Annotated in this window: 12 protein-coding genes and 6 pseudogenes; 10 read left to right on the top strand and 8 right to left on the bottom strand. The window is 36.9% G+C overall.

Annotation, left to right across the window (positions count from 1 at the left end; translation table 11 throughout):
- Positions 1-3 precede the first annotated feature (3 nt).
- From phrB to ACLKMH_RS07595, 4 genes are read right to left on the bottom strand one after another with little or no spacing between them, the layout of a single operon-like run.
- Positions 4-1,380, bottom strand: coding sequence for a deoxyribodipyrimidine photo-lyase (gene phrB, locus ACLKMH_RS07610; RefSeq protein ID WP_413701480.1), 1,377 nt, complete (start codon positions 1,378-1,380; stop codon positions 4-6).
- A 17-nt stretch (positions 1,381-1,397) separates the two neighbouring features.
- Positions 1,398-2,357, bottom strand: coding sequence for a YbgA family protein (locus ACLKMH_RS07605; RefSeq protein ID WP_413701479.1), 960 nt, complete (start codon positions 2,355-2,357; stop codon positions 1,398-1,400).
- 46 nt (positions 2,358-2,403) lie between these two features.
- Entirely contained in the window at positions 2,404-3,054 is a 651-nt protein-coding gene (locus tag ACLKMH_RS07600) for a ChrR family anti-sigma-E factor (protein ID WP_413701478.1), read from the bottom strand.
- The gene (locus tag ACLKMH_RS07595) at positions 3,054-3,665 is read right to left on the bottom strand and encodes a sigma-70 family RNA polymerase sigma factor (protein ID WP_413701477.1); all 612 of its coding nucleotides are present in this window, start codon (positions 3,663-3,665) and stop codon (positions 3,054-3,056) included. Before ACLKMH_RS07595 ends, ACLKMH_RS07600 begins: the two co-directional genes overlap by 1 nt.
- 169 nt (positions 3,666-3,834) lie before the next feature.
- On the opposite strand from ACLKMH_RS07595, the gene ACLKMH_RS07590 reads away from it, so the two are divergent.
- Positions 3,835-4,257, top strand: coding sequence for a hypothetical protein (locus tag ACLKMH_RS07590; protein WP_413701476.1), 423 nt, complete (start codon positions 3,835-3,837; stop codon positions 4,255-4,257).
- Between the two features lie 169 nt (positions 4,258-4,426).
- Positions 4,427-5,107, top strand: coding sequence for a DUF3334 family protein (locus ACLKMH_RS07585; RefSeq protein WP_413701475.1), 681 nt, complete (start codon positions 4,427-4,429; stop codon positions 5,105-5,107).
- 74 nt (positions 5,108-5,181) lie between these two features.
- Here the strand turns inward: ACLKMH_RS07585 and ACLKMH_RS07580 are convergent.
- Positions 5,182-7,411: pseudogene (locus ACLKMH_RS07580) on the bottom strand (NADP-dependent isocitrate dehydrogenase).
- Positions 7,412-7,872: 461 nt separating this feature from the next.
- On the opposite strand from ACLKMH_RS07580, the pseudogene ACLKMH_RS07575 reads away from it, so the two are divergent.
- Together ACLKMH_RS07575 and ACLKMH_RS07570 are read left to right on the top strand one after the other, a co-directional pair.
- Positions 7,873-8,431 (top strand): annotated as a pseudogene (locus ACLKMH_RS07575) (pseudouridine synthase).
- 1,026 nt (positions 8,432-9,457) lie between these two features.
- The gene (locus ACLKMH_RS07570) at positions 9,458-10,099 is read left to right on the top strand and encodes a DMT family transporter (protein ID WP_413701474.1); all 642 of its coding nucleotides are present in this window, start codon (positions 9,458-9,460) and stop codon (positions 10,097-10,099) included.
- A gap of 153 nt (positions 10,100-10,252) precedes the next feature.
- Here the strand turns inward: ACLKMH_RS07570 and ACLKMH_RS07565 are convergent, their stop codons facing one another.
- Positions 10,253-10,684 carry a hypothetical protein gene (locus ACLKMH_RS07565; RefSeq protein WP_413701473.1) on the bottom strand — a complete coding sequence of 144 codons (432 nt, stop codon included), beginning with the start codon at positions 10,682-10,684 and terminating at the stop codon, positions 10,253-10,255.
- A gap of 170 nt (positions 10,685-10,854) precedes the next feature.
- Positions 10,855-11,503: pseudogene (locus tag ACLKMH_RS07560) on the bottom strand (helix-turn-helix transcriptional regulator).
- 126 nt (positions 11,504-11,629) lie between these two features.
- Between ACLKMH_RS07560 and ACLKMH_RS07555 the strand changes: the two are divergent.
- On the top strand, positions 11,630-12,049 hold the full coding sequence (locus ACLKMH_RS07555) for a VOC family protein (protein ID WP_413701472.1): 420 nt from the start codon (positions 11,630-11,632) through the stop codon (positions 12,047-12,049).
- Positions 12,050-12,212: 163 nt separating this feature from the next.
- Here ACLKMH_RS07555 and ACLKMH_RS07550 read toward each other — a convergent pair whose 3' ends face one another.
- A complete protein-coding gene (locus tag ACLKMH_RS07550) occupies positions 12,213-12,461 on the bottom strand; it encodes a PA3496 family putative envelope integrity protein (protein ID WP_413701471.1) in 249 nt (82 codons plus the stop codon).
- A gap of 440 nt (positions 12,462-12,901) precedes the next feature.
- On the opposite strand from ACLKMH_RS07550, the pseudogene mnmA reads away from it, so the two are divergent.
- From mnmA to ACLKMH_RS07525, 5 genes and pseudogenes are all read left to right on the top strand, one after another.
- Positions 12,902-14,012 (top strand): annotated as a pseudogene (mnmA, locus tag ACLKMH_RS07545) (tRNA 2-thiouridine(34) synthase MnmA).
- Between the two features lie 2 nt (positions 14,013-14,014).
- Positions 14,015-14,598 (top strand): annotated as a pseudogene (hflD, locus tag ACLKMH_RS07540) (high frequency lysogenization protein HflD).
- Positions 14,564-14,644: a hypothetical protein gene (locus ACLKMH_RS07535; RefSeq protein WP_413702283.1), complete on the top strand. Its 81-nt coding sequence runs from the start codon at positions 14,564-14,566 to the stop codon at positions 14,642-14,644. The pseudogene hflD and the gene ACLKMH_RS07535 overlap by 35 nt, the downstream one beginning before the upstream one ends.
- 283 nt (positions 14,645-14,927) lie before the next feature.
- Positions 14,928-16,300: pseudogene (gene purB / locus ACLKMH_RS07530) on the top strand (adenylosuccinate lyase).
- Between the two features lie 406 nt (positions 16,301-16,706).
- Positions 16,707-17,186, top strand: a complete 480-nt coding sequence (locus ACLKMH_RS07525) for a hypothetical protein (RefSeq protein ID WP_413701470.1) — start codon at positions 16,707-16,709, stop codon at positions 17,184-17,186.
- Positions 17,187-17,205 lie beyond the last annotated feature (19 nt).

The raw sequence follows: 17,205 nt of genomic DNA, 5'->3' as shown, positions 1-17,205 counted from the left end.
GACTCATCCTTTTTTAAGTACCGAAAATAAATCTAACGCGGTTAATCGCGCTAATTTATGTTCAACAATCGGATTAACAGGAAAGTGAATCTGCTTGTCGCTCAAGTGTGATAACGCTTGATTATATATACTGATAAACTGTCCATTTGGATCAAACTTTTGACTCTGAATAATAGGATTAAAAATTCTAAAATAAGGTTGAGCATCACAGCCGGTGCTGGCGACCCACTGCCAACCACCATTGTTAGAAGCAAAATCACCATCGATAAGGTGCTGTTTAAAAAAGCGTTCGCCCCATCGCCAATCAATTAATAAATGTTTGGTTAAGAAACTTGCACAAACCATTCTTAAGCGATTATGCATCCAACCAGTTTGAGTTAACTGTTGCATAGCCGCATCCACTAAGGGGTAACCTGTTTTGCCTTCACACCAAGCTTTAAATAATTTAGGGTCATTCTGCCAATTAATATTATTGCCTAATTGATTATAATTAGCCCCTTTACCTAAACGCGGATTGAGCACCATAATATGACGATAAAATTCTCGCCAAATAAGTTCATTTACCCAAGTTGAAGGGCCATCTTTGCCATTATCTAATGCATGTGGATAACGCTGAAGTAGTGCGTATAGACATTGTTTAGCACTGATTAAACCTAGTGCTAAATAAGGTGACAACATCGAGGTACCGGGTTTAGCAGGAAAATCTCGGTGTAGATGATAATCTTCTACTTGCTCATCTAAAAACTTGCTTAAATGGGCTTGTGCCGCATCTTCAGAGGCCTGCCAAGTACTACTGTCTTTTTTCGGTAACTCAATAGATATGGTCGGTGGACTAAGAGTTATTAGTTCATCTTGTTCAAGTATCAGGTTGTTATAAGCAGGTTTGGCATAGGGAGTTAAATCGAGGCTTTTAATTTGTGACAAGCAATTTATCTTGAAAGGAGTAAAAACCTTGAACATAGTACCCTGTTGAGTCAACACCTCACCGGGATTGATAATACAATCGGATTGAAATAGCTTTAGGTTAACACCATGTTGTTGCACGCTTATATCACGATTTATCTCATCAATTTCAACTTCACAATTAGCAAGCACTTCAGAGGCATTTAATTTCCTACACAAATAAACCAGGCTGTTTGGCACATCAGAAAAAAGATCTACAGTTTTAACTATCAATTCAATGCCTAGCTCCGCAAGGGAATTCGCTAATTGATTTAATGCTTTTTCAATAAAATCTATTTGAATCGGCGCAACATCATGTTTTTTCCATTGTTCAGGGGTAATAAAGTACACAGCAGTAACAGGCCCATCCTGGCAGGCCTGTGTTAAAGCCGCGTTATCATGAACGCGTAAATCTTTGCGAAACCAAACTATTTTCATAAGACTTTTATCTGCTCCTAGTGGCTGTAACGTAGCTTTAATTCATCTGGATGTGGGTGAAGATAAACTTGTTGTTGTAAATAAGGATCTGGAAATAAGGCTAAGTAATGATTAATTAAAGTTAACGGTGCCATTAAAGGCAATAAACCTTGTCGGTATTTATCGATATTGCTGGCAAGATCTACTCGCTGTGCGCTACTCAGGTGATTTTTAAAATACCCTTGTAAGTGCGACAAGGTATTAGTATGACTTTTACGTGTTGGCATAGTGCCAAGCACCTGCATAAATAAAGTAATATATTCATCGGCAATAACGTCTAATGTTTTATCAGTATTGCCACCGAGCATCGGACCGAGTTTGTAATATAAACTTGGATTATGTGCCATTAACAAATATTTATGCTGTGCATGAAAACTGATCATTTTAGCTAGCGTTAATCCCTCATCAACTAAACATTTCCATTGATGATAAGCAAACACACGAGTAATAAAGTTATCACGTAATAGGGGATCGTTTAATCGACCATCTTCTTCGATAGGCAATAAAGGATGATCTTTCATTAATTGTGCGACAAACACGCCAACACCATCACGTTGACCATTATTAGTACCAGCTTGATATACGGTGACGCGTTCCATTCCACAACTTGGTGATTTAGCACATAAAATATAACCACTTAAATGATGCAAAGTCGCACTGGTTTCTCGTGAGTAGTTATCCATATCGTCAGTGACATCAAAACTACCATCACTGGCAACCACGCGAATACGCTCTTCATCTTTAACCAAGCGTATGGTTTTTCGTGGAGCACCTAAACCTATTGCCATTTCTGGACATAAGGGCTGAAAATCAAAGTGCTCAACTAACACATTTTGACAATATCGGCTTTGCTTATGGCCACCGTCATAACGCACCTTGGCCCCTAATAAACAACTACTGATACCTACTTTAATACCATTGTGTGGTGCTTTTTGCATTTGTTACCTACTTATTCGCGATGAGTTGTTATAACAGCATAGCTCATTAATAAATTAAATTACCTAATGGGTTTAACACTTTGCTCATACCGCGCACAAAGTGTAAAGGTGCATCCTGTACGGCATAACATAAACAACCATTTTCTGTGTAAGGGCTATGTGTCTGGCTACCATCCAACCATATAAAGTCACCTTTCTGATAAGTTCCCATCTCATCAGTGAAACTGCCGTCGATTAAAAGGGTCAATTCATAGCCTTTATGCTGGTGCTGAGGTATTCTTCCATTTTTATCAATATGTAATAAGCTGGCACGAACGTTTTGTTCATCATGTATGATCCGAGCTCGACTGACAGGGCCAAAACCAGACCATTTTAAATCTTGAAATTGTCTAAAAGCATTGGGTAGCTGATAATCTTTACCAGCAATATGAACCAAATTCTTATCAACAGTAGTTGGTTTTCTTATTTGGGTCACAGGTTCAGCCATAATCGCCTGTAACATATCACCAAAGTTGGCATTTTCAGATGCTTCATCCTGCCATAGGTTTTGCGATAAACTCTCTTCAACTATCTGCGCTTGTTTAGCACATTGCTCACAAAGCTCAATATGCGCACTCATGGCGATTGATAGAGACAGGGGTAATTCACCTGCACTGTATGCCTTTAATAATTTCTTATCTGGATGAAATTTAATCATTACTTTTCCTCCATCATGTCTCGTAATTTCACTAATGCTAACCTTAACCTGGATTTAATGGTTCCTATCGGGACTGAAAGCTCATCTGACAATTCCTGCTGAGTTTTATCATCAACATAAATGCCTTGAATGACTTGTTTCTGAAGGTCAGGTAGGTTATCCATGTATAAAAATAAATGCCGTGTTTGCAAATGATCTTCATCCTCAGTTTCTTCTTCAACATCAAGCATTGGCCATAAATCTTCACTCATTAAGTCTTCTTTATTGCTTAGTATTTTTCGTAACATATCAAAACTATAATTACGCATAATAGTGTAAATCCAAGTGCTTCCTTTTCCTTTAGTGGCGTTAAATTGTGTTGCTTTACGCCAAACTAACATCATGGTTTCTTGTACCAGTTCCATTGCTTGTGCTTCATTAGTAAATTTTTTTAATCCATGACTACGTATCCTAGGTGCAAAAAATTTAAATAATTGCGAAAAAGCATGCTGATCCTGCTGTCTTGCAACTAATGTTAACCAATCATTTATTTGTTGTTGCTCTTCATCCAATAAATCTATTTGTTGATTCATCAATATGTTACCCGTCGAGTTTGCAATTCTTTTAAGCATGTTTACATTCCTTGTACCTGATGGATAACGTATTTTCAATGAGTACGTAACATATTGACTAATAGATCACTGTTAACATAAAAAAATAACAAATACTTTTTACCTCAAATATCGGGATTGTTGTTCCAAGTTTCAGTATAATTCGGTTTTTTCTAAGAAAGGCGTTAACGTGGGCACACTTGAAATTGAAGCGATTCATCAGCAATTGACGGATCTTAACTTTATTGCAGATAAAATTAGGTTAGTAACAGTTCATGCCATGCCGGCTGAGGAGCTTTCTAAGTGCACAACAACGCCTAATGAAAGTTTTTACAATAGTTATATGAATGTTATTTATAAACATGCACAGCGTTATGTGCTTGGTTATATCTGCCAAGATCCCCTGCTTGATCAGGCTATTATTAAAATTGGTGAGCAGTACTTTGATCCAACCAAACAAGCCAATGAAAACTTCCAGCCATATCAATTTGCCATACTCACTGAATTTACTATTTTTGATATGATGAAACATGCGAAGAAAAACAAAGACTTTCCACCTGACATCGATTATTTATTCAGTCAGAAAAAACATTTTAAGAACATTATCATTTAGAGCAATCGATGCTTTGTAAATAAAGAAAGCTCAACAAGCCCTAATACTAAAAACATGCTTTTTTTAACATTATCGACAAAAAATTAGATATCTTTGCAGACTAAAGTAAACGATTAACCTACTCTTAAAGTAAATATAAATAATATTCTAATTTGTTTAAGGGATTCAAATGGCTAGAAGTAAAATAATTACCACCGATGATATTTTATTGGTTTTGTGTAACTCAATTAAATCGGTACTCACTAAAGCAACTGACCGTCCAATCAACTATTCTTCAATGGTACAAAAAATCAACAAAACTTGCTTGAAGCCAGATATTGGCTGTTTTGTGCTATTTGATGGTGGTTTTTCTGGACTGGTCATTATCAATTTTAGTGCGCAGCAGACGGTTGAAGTCTATACCAATTATATGACTCACATGGGCATACCCGCTAATGAGCTAGCAAAATCTCACACTTCAGATGAAGTTAGTGATGTGATGGGGGAGCTTATGAATCAGTTAGTGGGAGACTTTACGAATGTAGTTGGTCATGAACTGCACACTTCAATCACACAAAACCAGCCTAAAATGCTAGTCATTAATAAACAGGTCAACCTTTCTATCGATACTAATTTAGACCGACCTCAAGCAAGAAGAGTTACTTTCACAACCGAAAAAAATAATATTTTTTATTTGGAACTTGCAATGGATAAAACCGAATTCATTAAGTTACCAAACTTTGAAGAGCGCCAAGCATTTGATGCAGATTCGATTTTGGAACAGGAAAAGCATAATCAAAGTCCAACAACAAACAGCGATAATCAAGAGGCAATGATTGACCAAGATTTACTTGATGAACTAGGTATTTAATTCACTCTTAAAAACAAAAAAATAAAAACAAAAAAGGCGCTTCGAAAAGCGCCTTTTTTATAAAAAATAACTACTTAAATAGCATTCAGTGCGCCATTTAATGTGTTACTTGGACGCATTGCTTTCGCAACTTTATCCTGATCTGTGTGGAAGTAACCGCCTAACTCAACAGACACACCCTGTGCACCATTCAACTCAGCAACAATCGTAGCTTCATTTTCAGTTAATGCTTTAGCAAGTGGCGCAAACTTCTCTTGAAGCGCAACATCTGTTGTTTGTGCTTGCAAGCGCTTCTGCCCAGTACATTGCTAAGTAGAAATGACTACCGCGGTTATCAAGTTCATTTACTTTACGAGAAGGTGATTTATCTTCCTTAAGGAACTTACCATTAGCCACATGTAGAGCTTCAGCCAAAACAACTGCTTTAGCATTATTTGTTTTAGTCGCAATATCTTCAATTGATACAGCTAATGCTAAAAACTCACCCAAAGAATCCCAACGTAAGTGATTTTCTTCAACAAACTGTTGTACATGCTTAGGAGCAGAACCACCAGCACCCGTTTCAAACAAACCACCGCCCGCAAGCAAAGGAACGATAGAAAGCATTTTAGCACTTGTACCTAATTCTAAAATTGGGAATAAATCCGTTAGGTAATCACGTAATACGTTACCCGTTACAGAAATCGTATTCTCACCTGCAAGTACACGTTGTAAAGTGTATTTAGTCGCTTCTACTGGTGACATGATCTGAATATCTAAACCACTAGTATCGTGATCATTTAAGTATACTTTTACTTTTTCAATCAGATTTTTATCGTGTGCGCGATTTTCATCTAGCCAGAAAATAGCAGGCTGGCCAGTGGCCTGTGCACGACTTACAGCAAGGCGTACCCAATCACGAATTGGAATATCTTTCGCTTGACACATACGCCAGATATCACCAGCTTCAACGTCATGAGACATTAATACATTTCCAGCAGAATCGATTACTTTAACTGTACCCGCTTCAGCGATTTGGAACGTTTTATCGTGTGAACCGTATTCTTCAGCTTTTTGAGCCATCAAACCTACATTTGAAACATTACCCATAGTCGCAGGGTCAAAAGCACCATTTTCACGACAGAATTTAATTGTTTCTTCGTAGATACCTGCATAACAACGATCAGGGATCAGTGCTTTAGTATCTTCAAGTTTACCTTCAGCATTCCACATTTGACCGCTAGAGCGAACCATTGCAGGCATTGAAGCATCAATGATAACGTCACTTGGTACGTGTAAATTTGTAATACCTTTATCTGAATCAACCATTGCCAAATTTGGACGAGTTGCATAGACCGCTTGAATATCCGCTTCTACTTCCGCTTTTTTAGCCGCATCAATATTGGCGATTTTAGCGTAAACATCACCTAAACCATTACGCTCATCTACACCTAGCTCGGCAAATAAATCAGCATGTTTAGCAAATACATCTTTGTAGTAAACAGTCACTGCATGACCAAACATGATTGGATCAGATACTTTCATCATAGTTGCTTTTAAATGCAGAGAAAGCATGATGTTATTATCTTTTGCTTCTGTCATTTCTTTTTCGAAATAAGCGCGTAATGCTGATGCACTCATACGTGAAGAGTCAATTAGCTCATCTTTTAATACAGGTGTAGAAGCTTTAAGAACAGTTACAGCACCAGAAGCGTTAGTGAATTCAATTTTTACATCGTCATCTTGACCTAGTACGACAGATTGCTCAGAGCTATAAAAATCACCATCAGTCATATTTGCAACGTGTGATTTAGAGTCTTTAGACCAAGCACCCATGCGATGTGGGTTGTCCTGTGCATATTGTTTCACAGCATCTGCAACACGACGATCAGAGTTACCTTCACGTAATACAGGATTTACAGCACTACCTAATACCTTTGCATAACGTGCTTTAGTTTCTTCTTCAGTCGCATTTGCTGGTACTTCAGGAAAGTCAGGTAAAGCATAGCCGTGAGATTGAAGTTCTTTAATTGTCGCTTTTAATTGTGGAATAGATGCACTTACATTTGGTAACTTAATAATGTTTGCTTCTGGCGTTTTAGCTAACTCACCTAGCTCAGCCAATGAATCAGGTAGTTGTTGCTCAGTTGTCAAGCAGTCAGAAAAATGAGAAATAATACGAGCCGCAACTGAAATATCACGAGTTTCTACAGCAATATCAGCCGCCTTCGTGAACGCATTAACAATAGGTAGTAACGAATGCGTTGCTAATGCTGGTGCTTCATCCGTTAATGTATAAATAATTTTTGCTGATTTATCGGTCATTTTATTTCCCTTTAAAAAAATGGTGATGTTGCGAAATTGTTACATTGCGTTATTTATTGTGCACATAATAGCGAAAACTGATAAATAGTCTACTTTCGATGGATATTTCATTGTTAATTTCATTTATTGATGATGCTAATTTGTGATGTGCATGTTTAAATTGCCACTTGCAAAATGAAGAGCTCAAATATTACGCTACTCAAAGTAGTAAGATCAACATGTATTATTAACAGTCAAAATAACTGATTTTTTAATAATAAGAAGTCATTCACATCTCAGCAACAGAAATGATTCTGATATACTGCCTGCATCTAGTTAATAACAGGTGAAGTCGTGTTTAAAAAAAGCCCACATCAAACAAGCAAACTGGTAAACGTACCGCAAATAAGAGACCTACAACAGCATCAAAGCACTCCTATAATAAAAAAAACAAAAATACAAAACGTCATCAATTACCTGTAGTGACCAATGAAACTCGCAAAGTCATCCTATTTAACAAACCCTTTGATGTACTGTGTCAATTTACCGATGAAGGAAACTCAAACTATAAACGTCAGACCTTGGCAGATTATATTGATGTAAAAGAAGTTTACAGCCGCAGGTCGATTAGACAGAGACAGTGAAGGTTTATTATTACTTACTAACGATGGCAAGTTGCAAGCTGAAATCACCCAACCCAAGAAAAAAACCAATAAAACCTATTGGGTGCAAGTCGAAGGTCAACCAGAAGAGAACGACCTTGAGAAGCTTCGAAAAGGCGTCGAATTAAAAGATGGTTTAACTTTACCCGCAACAATCGAAATTATGATTGAACCCAATATTTGGCCACGTAATCCCCCTATTCGTGAACGAGCGAATATTCCAACAACCTGGTTAAGCATTACCATCAATGAAGGCCGTAATCGTCAAGTAAGACGCATGACTGCAAATATCGGTTTTCCAACATTACGTTTGATACGTTATTCAATTGGGGATTGGACGATTGAGGGGATTGAGAATGGGTCATACAAAATGCTTTAAGGCTTTGAGCTGGAATGCTTGAAGGAAAAGAAGCTGTCAGTTCATATGCTTTTCTTTGAACAGCCAAAGAAAAGTCGCCCCACCATTTTTTGATTTGCACGTCCTGATTGCTTATAACGCACCAGCTCAAACAGCACGTCCTTGTGCTGACTGAGCTTAGGCATCCTTGCCGGCTCTTGCTAAGTAATCATGCCTTAGCAAGAAAATGGAAGGGGATCGTGTATACGCATTGGTCTCTAGTTTTTTACAAATAGCATAAAACAACAAAATACAAATGATTAATCCTTGAAATTAAATCAATGCGTACACACAAATCTTCCGTATACGTTTTTCTTGATAAATTAATTCCTTTAGCAAGTAGAGGCAAGGATGCCGAAACTAAGTTCGGCTCCGCACAGGGATGTGCGGTCCGAACTGGTGCGTAAAAGGGATTAATTTAGCAAGATAAAAACGCTTCGGAACGGCACTTTTTGGTTACTTTTTCTTGCTGTTGAGAAACATGGCTTCCTCAAACTGCGAAACTTCGTTTCGGTTTCTCATCACCGACTCGCCTACAAGGCGAAACCAATGTAATTTAGGTTCAATAACTGACAGGATGAGCTTGACTAACAAAGAAAAAACACAACTTTAAGTGTTCTGTTAAAAATAGTTTCATCAACTCAAAAGAACTACACACAATAATAGAAAGACCAATAAATAAAATTTTCTAATTCAAAAAGATAAAAGTTAACTGATAGCCACTCAGTTACTATAAACTCAGCATTCTTACTATTAATTCAGATTAAAACCTATGACTCAAAATCTAAAGTCCTATTTCTCACTAAGCATGCGCTACATGTTGCTTTCCGCTTTTGCATTTTCATTAATGACAGCCTGTGTAAAATTACTAAGCACCCACAACATTCCCGTTTTTGAAATTGTTGCGACTCGTGGATTAGTATCGTTATTCATTAGTTACATAGATATAAAAAGAAGAAAATACCAGTATGGGGGAATAATAAAAAACTATTAATCGCACGAGGTGTGATGGGCACATTAGCATTAATCTGTGTGTATTATGCAGTTATCACCTTACCCCTGGCAGAAGCTACTTTATTACAATATACCTATCCAGTATTTACCGCATTGTTAGCCTTTTTCTTTCTAAAAGACAAAATTCAAGGATCAACTTTATTATGCATTATGTTTAGTTTATTAGGCTTATTTTTGATGGTAATGCCTAATTTATCGCTAGCTGATGGCGTTGTTCTCTCTTGGTTTAGTATTTTTGTTGCTTTGTTAGGTGCCTTGGGTAGTGCTATTGCCTATGTGATTGTTAAACGCTTAAGTAAAAGTGAAGATAGCTCTGTAATTATCTTTTATTTCCCCTTAATTGCACTTCCCTTTTCGCTTATTTTATTAGGTAATGACTTTGTTATGCCAAATCTAGAAGCTTTCTTTTTATTGTTGTTTGTAGGTATTTTTACCCAAGTGGGTCAAGTTGGATTAACAAAAGCGATGCAAAGTGAAGTCGCCACAAAAGTGACTGCCTTTTCATACGTGCAAGTAGTTTTTTCGATATTCTTCGGCTTTATTATTTTTAATGAAGTGCCATCAAGTTGGACATTAACTGGTGGTGCATTGATCATTCTTGGGGCATTGATTAATGTATTAGGCAATAAAAAATAAATGTTTGAGGCTGTTATTAGTTCATTAATAACAGCCGGTAGTCATTATTTAACATCATTTCTGGACAATGGAAGCGAAATATAACTAAAGCTCTACCACTTAAAATATAGCATACAGTGCGGTATCGCTTGGCTTATCCAGAATTGAGATTAGTTAGCTTAATGTTTCAGGTATCCAAGCGACTTGTTCACCAACAATGACAACCTTTCCCTTATGGCTATCTGCATAAATCTTAGCCTCTGCTACATTAGCAAACCACAGTGTAGGGTAACCTGCGTTTTTCAGTGCAATACTATAGGGGAGCAATAACTCATCCTGTTGAGACTTTTCCTGAATAATGTCTTTTAATGCTTTCCAATTTGGATAACCAGCTTCTATTGCAAGCATATGCAACAGATGCTTACGCTGAATTATATCTGCTTTCTTTTTTAGATCGGGTAAAGAAACTCCCACTAAAACATTAGTATTCAATAAACGACGTAAAACAGGTAATGCATCGGTTAGCGATGCTGATTTGGTAGATTTATGTAGCTTTTTGGCCTCTATGAGCCAAGTGTTGATGACGTTATCATGATCGATACGCATATCATTCTCCTATAAAGTTACCTTCTCGCTATTGGTAATAGAAAATGTTTTGGCGTATGAGCTAAAAACAAAATTAAAATTGGTGATAACACTTTTGCGAGGGAGGCTTCCAACCAGCCTGCGATTAGTGTACTTGATTTTAAATCACTAGGCTAGTGGGCTGTCCTTTTTCACTTTGTGCCGGGCAGTATTTTATAAGCGCAACGTCTTGCTCCGTCAAGAATATGTTCTTCACGAGAAATGACTGCTAAATCGGAAAACAATGACTGAAAGATTTCCAGTTTCTGAACGGCAAAAGTTGTTACATTCATTGGCGTGACAGACAAATTGGACAGTGATTTTCTAATAGCCACCAGCAACTCCCTTTTGCTCAACACTGGCCATGTACCCCTCTGCACTGCGAAGTGATACAAGCTTACGTAAACGTTGTTCAATCGTCGTTAAACCCGCCATTGCTTGCTTATATTGTCTAAGCATGGTTTCTTCGCGTTGAGTTATTAGCTTATCCAAGCCCTGCTCACCAAATACCTCACGCACAGAAATAAGTAATTGTACCGTTAACTCTTCGTGGCGATCTTCAAAGTGATGATTTGCTTTTTCAGTTAATTGCCAATAACGCGTTGGACGCCCTCTTGACGCTTTTTGATCAAAAAATTGAATTTCTTGTTTTTCTTCTAATAACAATAGGTGCTGACGCACGCCCATAGTGGTCATGTTTAAACGTTCGGAAAGGCTTTTTGCAGTCATTGCCCCCTGCTCTTTCAATAGTTGAAAGATTATCTCTGTCGTTTTCTGTCTGTTTTTTTGAACTGTTTTCATAACTAGATTATTACTCAGCAAAAAATTAAGTAAAGATTTTTCTTTACTTAATTAAGTAAAGCGATTACTTTATTTAATAAGGTAATTAGTTTTAATAAAAACCAAAAATAAACGAAGGAGTCGATAATGATTAGATTTGAACATATCAATCTTGTGGTAAAGGACATCCAAAGAAGTTTGGATTTTTACAAAGCTGTCTTTCCAGAATGGAAAATAAGAGATGGAGGGCAAACAGAATGGTACGGGAAAGCGAGAAACTGGTGTCATTTTGGTGATGATGATACTTACATTGCATTAAATGACAACGCTAATAAAGCATCAAGAGACTTAACTGGGCATCAAGCAGGTTTAGCGCATTTTTGCTTTGAAATAAAAAATATCAAAGCACTCTCGACACGACTTGAAAAGGCAGGGTTTTCTGCACATTCCAGAGGTAACGACAATCCCTTCCGTGAAAATATCTATTTTCTTGACCCGGATGGAATAGAAGTTGAATTTGTAGAGTATTTCAGTGATTTAAACAGTGAGCGTAACTCAACTGTTTAAAAAAATAAAATTTGCAAAAAATCTTAAGCGTTTCAATATCAAAAAACGCTTATTATCATATTTACGAATAGGTTTTCTCTTGAGTATTACTGTTAATTAAAAGGTAATACTCAAGAGAATAGATCATACAAAACATATTTTGTTTTGCATGATTAAGGCACTATTAAATTAAGTTATGATAATCATCATAATCATCGCCTAACAGTTCCTTAAGCATTTGTCTGTCTTTGAAATTTTCTATATTACGGCGCACTTGGCCTTTGCCTCGTCCACGGTGATTCTGGTGTTCTTTACGAGCATGAACAACATCATCATCACCAAAATCATCATCATCATTTTCATCCCATTCGTCAGCCGCATCATTTTCATTTGCGTTAATAAACTGTTGAGAATAATTGTTATTTTTTCTCATTTTTAAGACTCCAAAAAAACCAATAAACTAATAATTTAACAAATCAACGATTGCTATAATACGATATAATTTAAGTTTGAATTTTTTTCAAGATTTTTTTATTTTATGCATATTAATTTAAAACGGTGTGACTTATTTTTTAAAAATATAGGTCTATTTCCTCTTGAAAAACATAAAAAAATCAACGTGTTTACGCCTTAATTTTTACACTAATTTTTTCAACGTTAGCTAAATCACATTATTAGTTTAATTGTGTTGGTTTTCTGTTAAAATCGCGCCTCATACCAGCTCAATTGAGAGAGTCTTATTGACGAGCTGGTTTTTTGAATATGCTCATTAAACAAAACAGTGTTGCAATACATTTTTAGTGACAATAGCAAGCCATTTTACCGTGTAATAAACCGCAGTGGTTAATCCCCAACCTGCAGGAGAGTTTTTTTATGAAAGGCAATAGCCAAACCAAAGTGATCGTCGGAATTTCTGGCGGTGTTGATTCATCTGTTTCTGCTTATTTGTTACAGCAACAGGGGTATCAAGTTGAAGGGCTATTCATGAAAAACTGGGAAGAGGATGATACCGATGAGTATTGCGCTTCCGCTCAAGATCTTATCGATGCAAAATCAGTTTGTGACAAATTAGGTATTAAACTTCACACTATTAATTTTGCAGCTGAATATTGGGATAATGTCTTTGAACACTTTTTAGCTGAATACAAAGCTGGCCGCACACCAAATCCAGATATTATGTGCAACAAAGAAATTAAATTTAAAGCCTTCTTAGAATTCGCAAGCAGAAGATTTAGGTGCTGATTATATCGCAACAGGCCATTATTGTCGTCGTCGCGATGTAGATGGACATGCGCAATTACTACGTGGTGTAGATGGTAATAAAGATCAAAGTTACTTTCTTTATGCAGTGGGTGAAAAGCAAATAGCGCAAACCCTATTCCCTGTTGGTGAGCTTGAAAAACCAGAAGTACGTCGTATCGCTGAAGAACAAGATTTAATTACCGCAAATAAAAAAGATAGCACCGGTATTTGTTTTATTGGTGAACGTAAATTTACCGATTTTCTACAGGAATATTTACCCGCTCAGCCCGGTGATATTGTCACACCCACCGGTGAAGTTATCGGTCAACATCAAGGTTTGATGTACCATACTCTAGGTCAGCGTAAAGGCTTAGGCATTGGAGGATTACAAAACTCCAATGAAAACCCATGGTATGTTGTTGGCAAAGATATGGATAATAATCGCCTGCTAGTCGCGCAGGGGGCAGATCATCCAGCCCTATTTTCCTACGGTTTAATCGCCAAGCAATGTGATTGGGTAAATAGAACTCCCGTAACTGACAGTTTTAAATGCACAGTGAAAACTCGCTATCGTCAAGTAGACATTCCTTGTACTGTAAATCCTATTGATGATGATACATTAGAAGTGATTTTTGATTCCCGCAAGCGACTCGTCACTCCGGGTCAATCTGCCGTATTCTATGTCGATGAAGTGTGCCTTGGTGGTGCGATTATCGAACAACACTTACAAGAGAAACACTAATTATGTCTTATCATGATCTTCCATCACGAGTTATCGCTTTTGCGACTATTACACAAGCGACTTATCTGGTTGATAAAGTAGCAACAACTGGTTTATGTCCTAATATCGATGCCTTTGAGGCTTCTTTAAAATCTATCATGGCAATAGACAGCGACAGTCCAATAGATACCTTTGGTGGTTATGCATCTTTAGAAGTTGGTTTTAAATGCATGATTGAGCAACTTGATAATCCAAATAAACAACGTAATTTACAAGTCACTAAATACGCTGTAGGTATGATTGCTTTAGAGAAAAACTTACCCGAAATGACTCTGCAATGAACCTATTAGGTGAACGAATCAATCAAGTAAGCCGTCAGTTAAATCATTTTGAAATTAGTGATGATAGTGTTTTAGCAAACTTAGATGCTATCTACAAAGATATTATCAGTAATCTAGGCCCGAAAATTCAGGTAAATGGTAAACCTTCTTGTTTACAACAAGTGATCACACAGCACAAGATTCGAGCACTATTGCTAGCGGGTGTTCGAGCGAACTGTTCTATGGCGACAAATCGGTGGAAAACGTCGACAATTAATACTGTCTAGAAAAGCAATGATCCAACAAGCAAAACAAAATTTACAACGTATATAAAGCTGATAGCTGATAGCTGATAGCTGATAGCTGATAGCTGATAGCTGATAGCTGATAGCTGATAGCTGATAGCTGATAGCTGATAGCTGATAGCTGATAGCTGATAGCTGATAGCTGATAGCTGATAGCTGATAGCTGATAGCTGATACAAATTTTGTCTTTTTATAGATAAATGAACAACTAATTTATAGATAAATGAAAAAATTATTTATAGATAAACGAAAACTATTTTATAGATAACCGCTAAACTATTTAAACAACCTACACACTTTAGGAGCAACAAATGGAACTTTCAGGACTAACAGCCGTATCACCGGTTGATGGCCGTTACGGTAGCAAAACTGCAATTTTACGCGATATTTTTAGTGAATTTGGTTTGATCAAATTCCGCGTACAAGTTGAAGTTCGTTGGTTACAAAAACTAGCACAAACAGATGGTATCGCTGAAGTTCCCGCTTTTTCTGATGCAGCCTAATGCTCACCTTGATGCTATTATTTCTGAATTTTCAGAAGCCGATGCGCAACGTGTTAAAGATATTGAAGCGACTACAAACCATGATGTTAAAGCAGTTGAATATTTCCTAAAAGAGAAAGTAGCAGATGTTGCTGAACTAGATGCTGTTTCTGAATTTATTCATTTTGCCTGTACTTCTGAAGACATTAACAACCTTTCACATGCACTGATGTTAGGTACGGCAAAAACAGAAGTTATCCTACCTTATTGCAATCGTATTGTTGTCGCTATCAAAGAAAAAGCGATTGAATATAAATCTATGCCAATGATGTCTCGTACACATGGTCAGCCAGCTTCTCCAACAACACTTGGTAAAGAAATGGCAAACGTTGTTGCACGATTACAACGTCAAGTTAAACAAATTGAAGCAACAGAAGTACTAGGAAAAACTAATGGTGCAGTGGGTAACTACAACGCTCACCTAAGTGCTTACCCAGAATTAGATTGGCAAGCATTTGCTGAACAGTTTGTTACTAGTCTTGGTGTTACTTTTAACCCATACACAACACAAATTGAACCGCATGATTACATCGCTGAATTATTTGATGCGATTGCTCGTTTCAATACTATTCTGTTAGATTTTGACCGTGATATTTGGGGTTACATTTGCCTTGGTCACTTCAAACAAAAAACTATTGCAGGCGAAATTGGTTCATCAACTATGCCACATAAAGTTAATCCTATTGATTTTGAAAACTCAGAGGGTAACTTAGGGCTAGCAAATGCAATCTTTGATCATTTAGCAGACTAAACTACCTGTTTCTCGCTGGCAACGTGATTTAACTGACTCAACTGTTTTACGTAACTTAGGTGTTGCCATCGGTTATTCAGTTATCGCATATGAAGCAAGCTTGAAAGGTATTAGCAAACTTGAAGCAAACCAAGAAAACATGCTTAAAGATCTTGATTCAAACTGGGAAGTATTAGCGGAGCCAATCCAAACAGTAATGCGTCGCTATGCTATCGAAAAGCCATATGAAAAATTAAAAGAATTAACACGTGGTAAACGTGTAGATGGCCCAGGAATGAGTGAATTCATTGACACACTCGAGTTACCAGAAGCAGTTAAAGTAGAGCTTAAAGCAATGACTCCGGCCTCTTATATTGGTCAAGCTATCGAATTAGTTGAGAAAATGGCTTAAAGCAATTCAATCCTATTAGGCAACCATTTGGTTGCCTAATTTTTATTTATTTTCTTATTTCCTGCATTTTTAGCAAACTTCCTTATTTCTTGCACATTTCCTAGAAAATCCATTGCTATACTCATATTGTTTTTAAAAAATCACTTGTTGGTGACGATAAAGTCAATTTTATGAACTTTATACTCAAAAGCACTATACGTTACCAGAACTTATACCAATTGTATTAACCATGAGATTTAAATTTACACAGGAAGAATTGTTTAATTTGAAGTGAAAATTGATATAAATAGTGTTTCACTTTAGTAATGTTCAACAAAGTAGTTAGCAATTATAACCAGTAAAATAGATCAGTGAATTAATACTATTAGTATTAATAATATAACGAATAAGCAAAGCAGGAGTTTACATGATTAGTTCAATCAATTCTGGTATGTCAATGCCACCGCCACGCTCTAGTCAAGAACAAACATTAAGCACTGAACAGCAAACCTTAATCTCTGATACTTTAGCAGAATTTGATGCAGAGAACTTAACAGAAGAAGATGCGCTAAGTATTATTGAAACCTTCTCTGAGGCCGGTATTAATCCGAGTGGTGCGCTTGAAACCGCCATGTCTGATATGGGTTTTGATACAAAAACAATTGGCGATTTAGCCAACCCAGAAGGTGCAAGTGCTCAAGGAGGGATGCCACCTCCTCCGCCACCACCACAAGACTCTGAAGAAATTAGCTCGATGGTAAGTTATTTAAGTGATCTAATTGAAGAACAAATCACTGCCAGCGATACTAATGAATTATCAGATCAAGCAAGACAAGATATTTATGCACAAGTGATGGAAAAGTTTGGTATGGATGACGGTGATTCAATTATCAATACCACAGCTTAAAAAGGTCGCGCTAAAAACA

The organism is Psychromonas sp. KJ10-10 (genome assembly GCF_047323245.1).
GTDB lineage: Bacteria > Pseudomonadota > Gammaproteobacteria > Enterobacterales > Psychromonadaceae > Psychromonas.
Note: the sequence above shows the minus strand (reverse complement) of the source record. Positions and strands in the feature narration are given on the sequence as shown.

Bases quoted from the DNA above. Each gene is read 5' to 3' on its own strand.
- ACLKMH_RS07570 (WP_413701474.1), top strand. From the start codon at position 9,458: ATGGGCACATTAGCATTAATCTGTGTGTATTATGCAGTTATCACCTTA.
- ACLKMH_RS07525 (WP_413701470.1), top strand. From the start codon at position 16,707: ATGATTAGTTCAATCAATTCTGGTATGTCAATGCCACCGCCACGCTCT.
- ACLKMH_RS07600 (WP_413701478.1), bottom strand. From the start codon at position 3,054: ATGATTAAATTTCATCCAGATAAGAAATTATTAAAGGCATACAGTGCA.
- ACLKMH_RS07585 (WP_413701475.1), top strand. From the start codon at position 4,427: ATGGCTAGAAGTAAAATAATTACCACCGATGATATTTTATTGGTTTTG.
- ACLKMH_RS07565 (WP_413701473.1), bottom strand. From the start codon at position 10,684: ATGCGTATCGATCATGATAACGTCATCAACACTTGGCTCATAGAGGCC.
- ACLKMH_RS07550 (WP_413701471.1), bottom strand. From the start codon at position 12,461: ATGAGAAAAAATAACAATTATTCTCAACAGTTTATTAACGCAAATGAA.
- ACLKMH_RS07555 (WP_413701472.1), top strand. From the start codon at position 11,630: ATGATTAGATTTGAACATATCAATCTTGTGGTAAAGGACATCCAAAGA.
- ACLKMH_RS07595 (WP_413701477.1), bottom strand. From the start codon at position 3,665: ATGCTTAAAAGAATTGCAAACTCGACGGGTAACATATTGATGAATCAA.
- phrB (WP_413701480.1), bottom strand. From the start codon at position 1,380: ATGAAAATAGTTTGGTTTCGCAAAGATTTACGCGTTCATGATAACGCG.
- ACLKMH_RS07605 (WP_413701479.1), bottom strand. From the start codon at position 2,357: ATGCAAAAAGCACCACACAATGGTATTAAAGTAGGTATCAGTAGTTGT.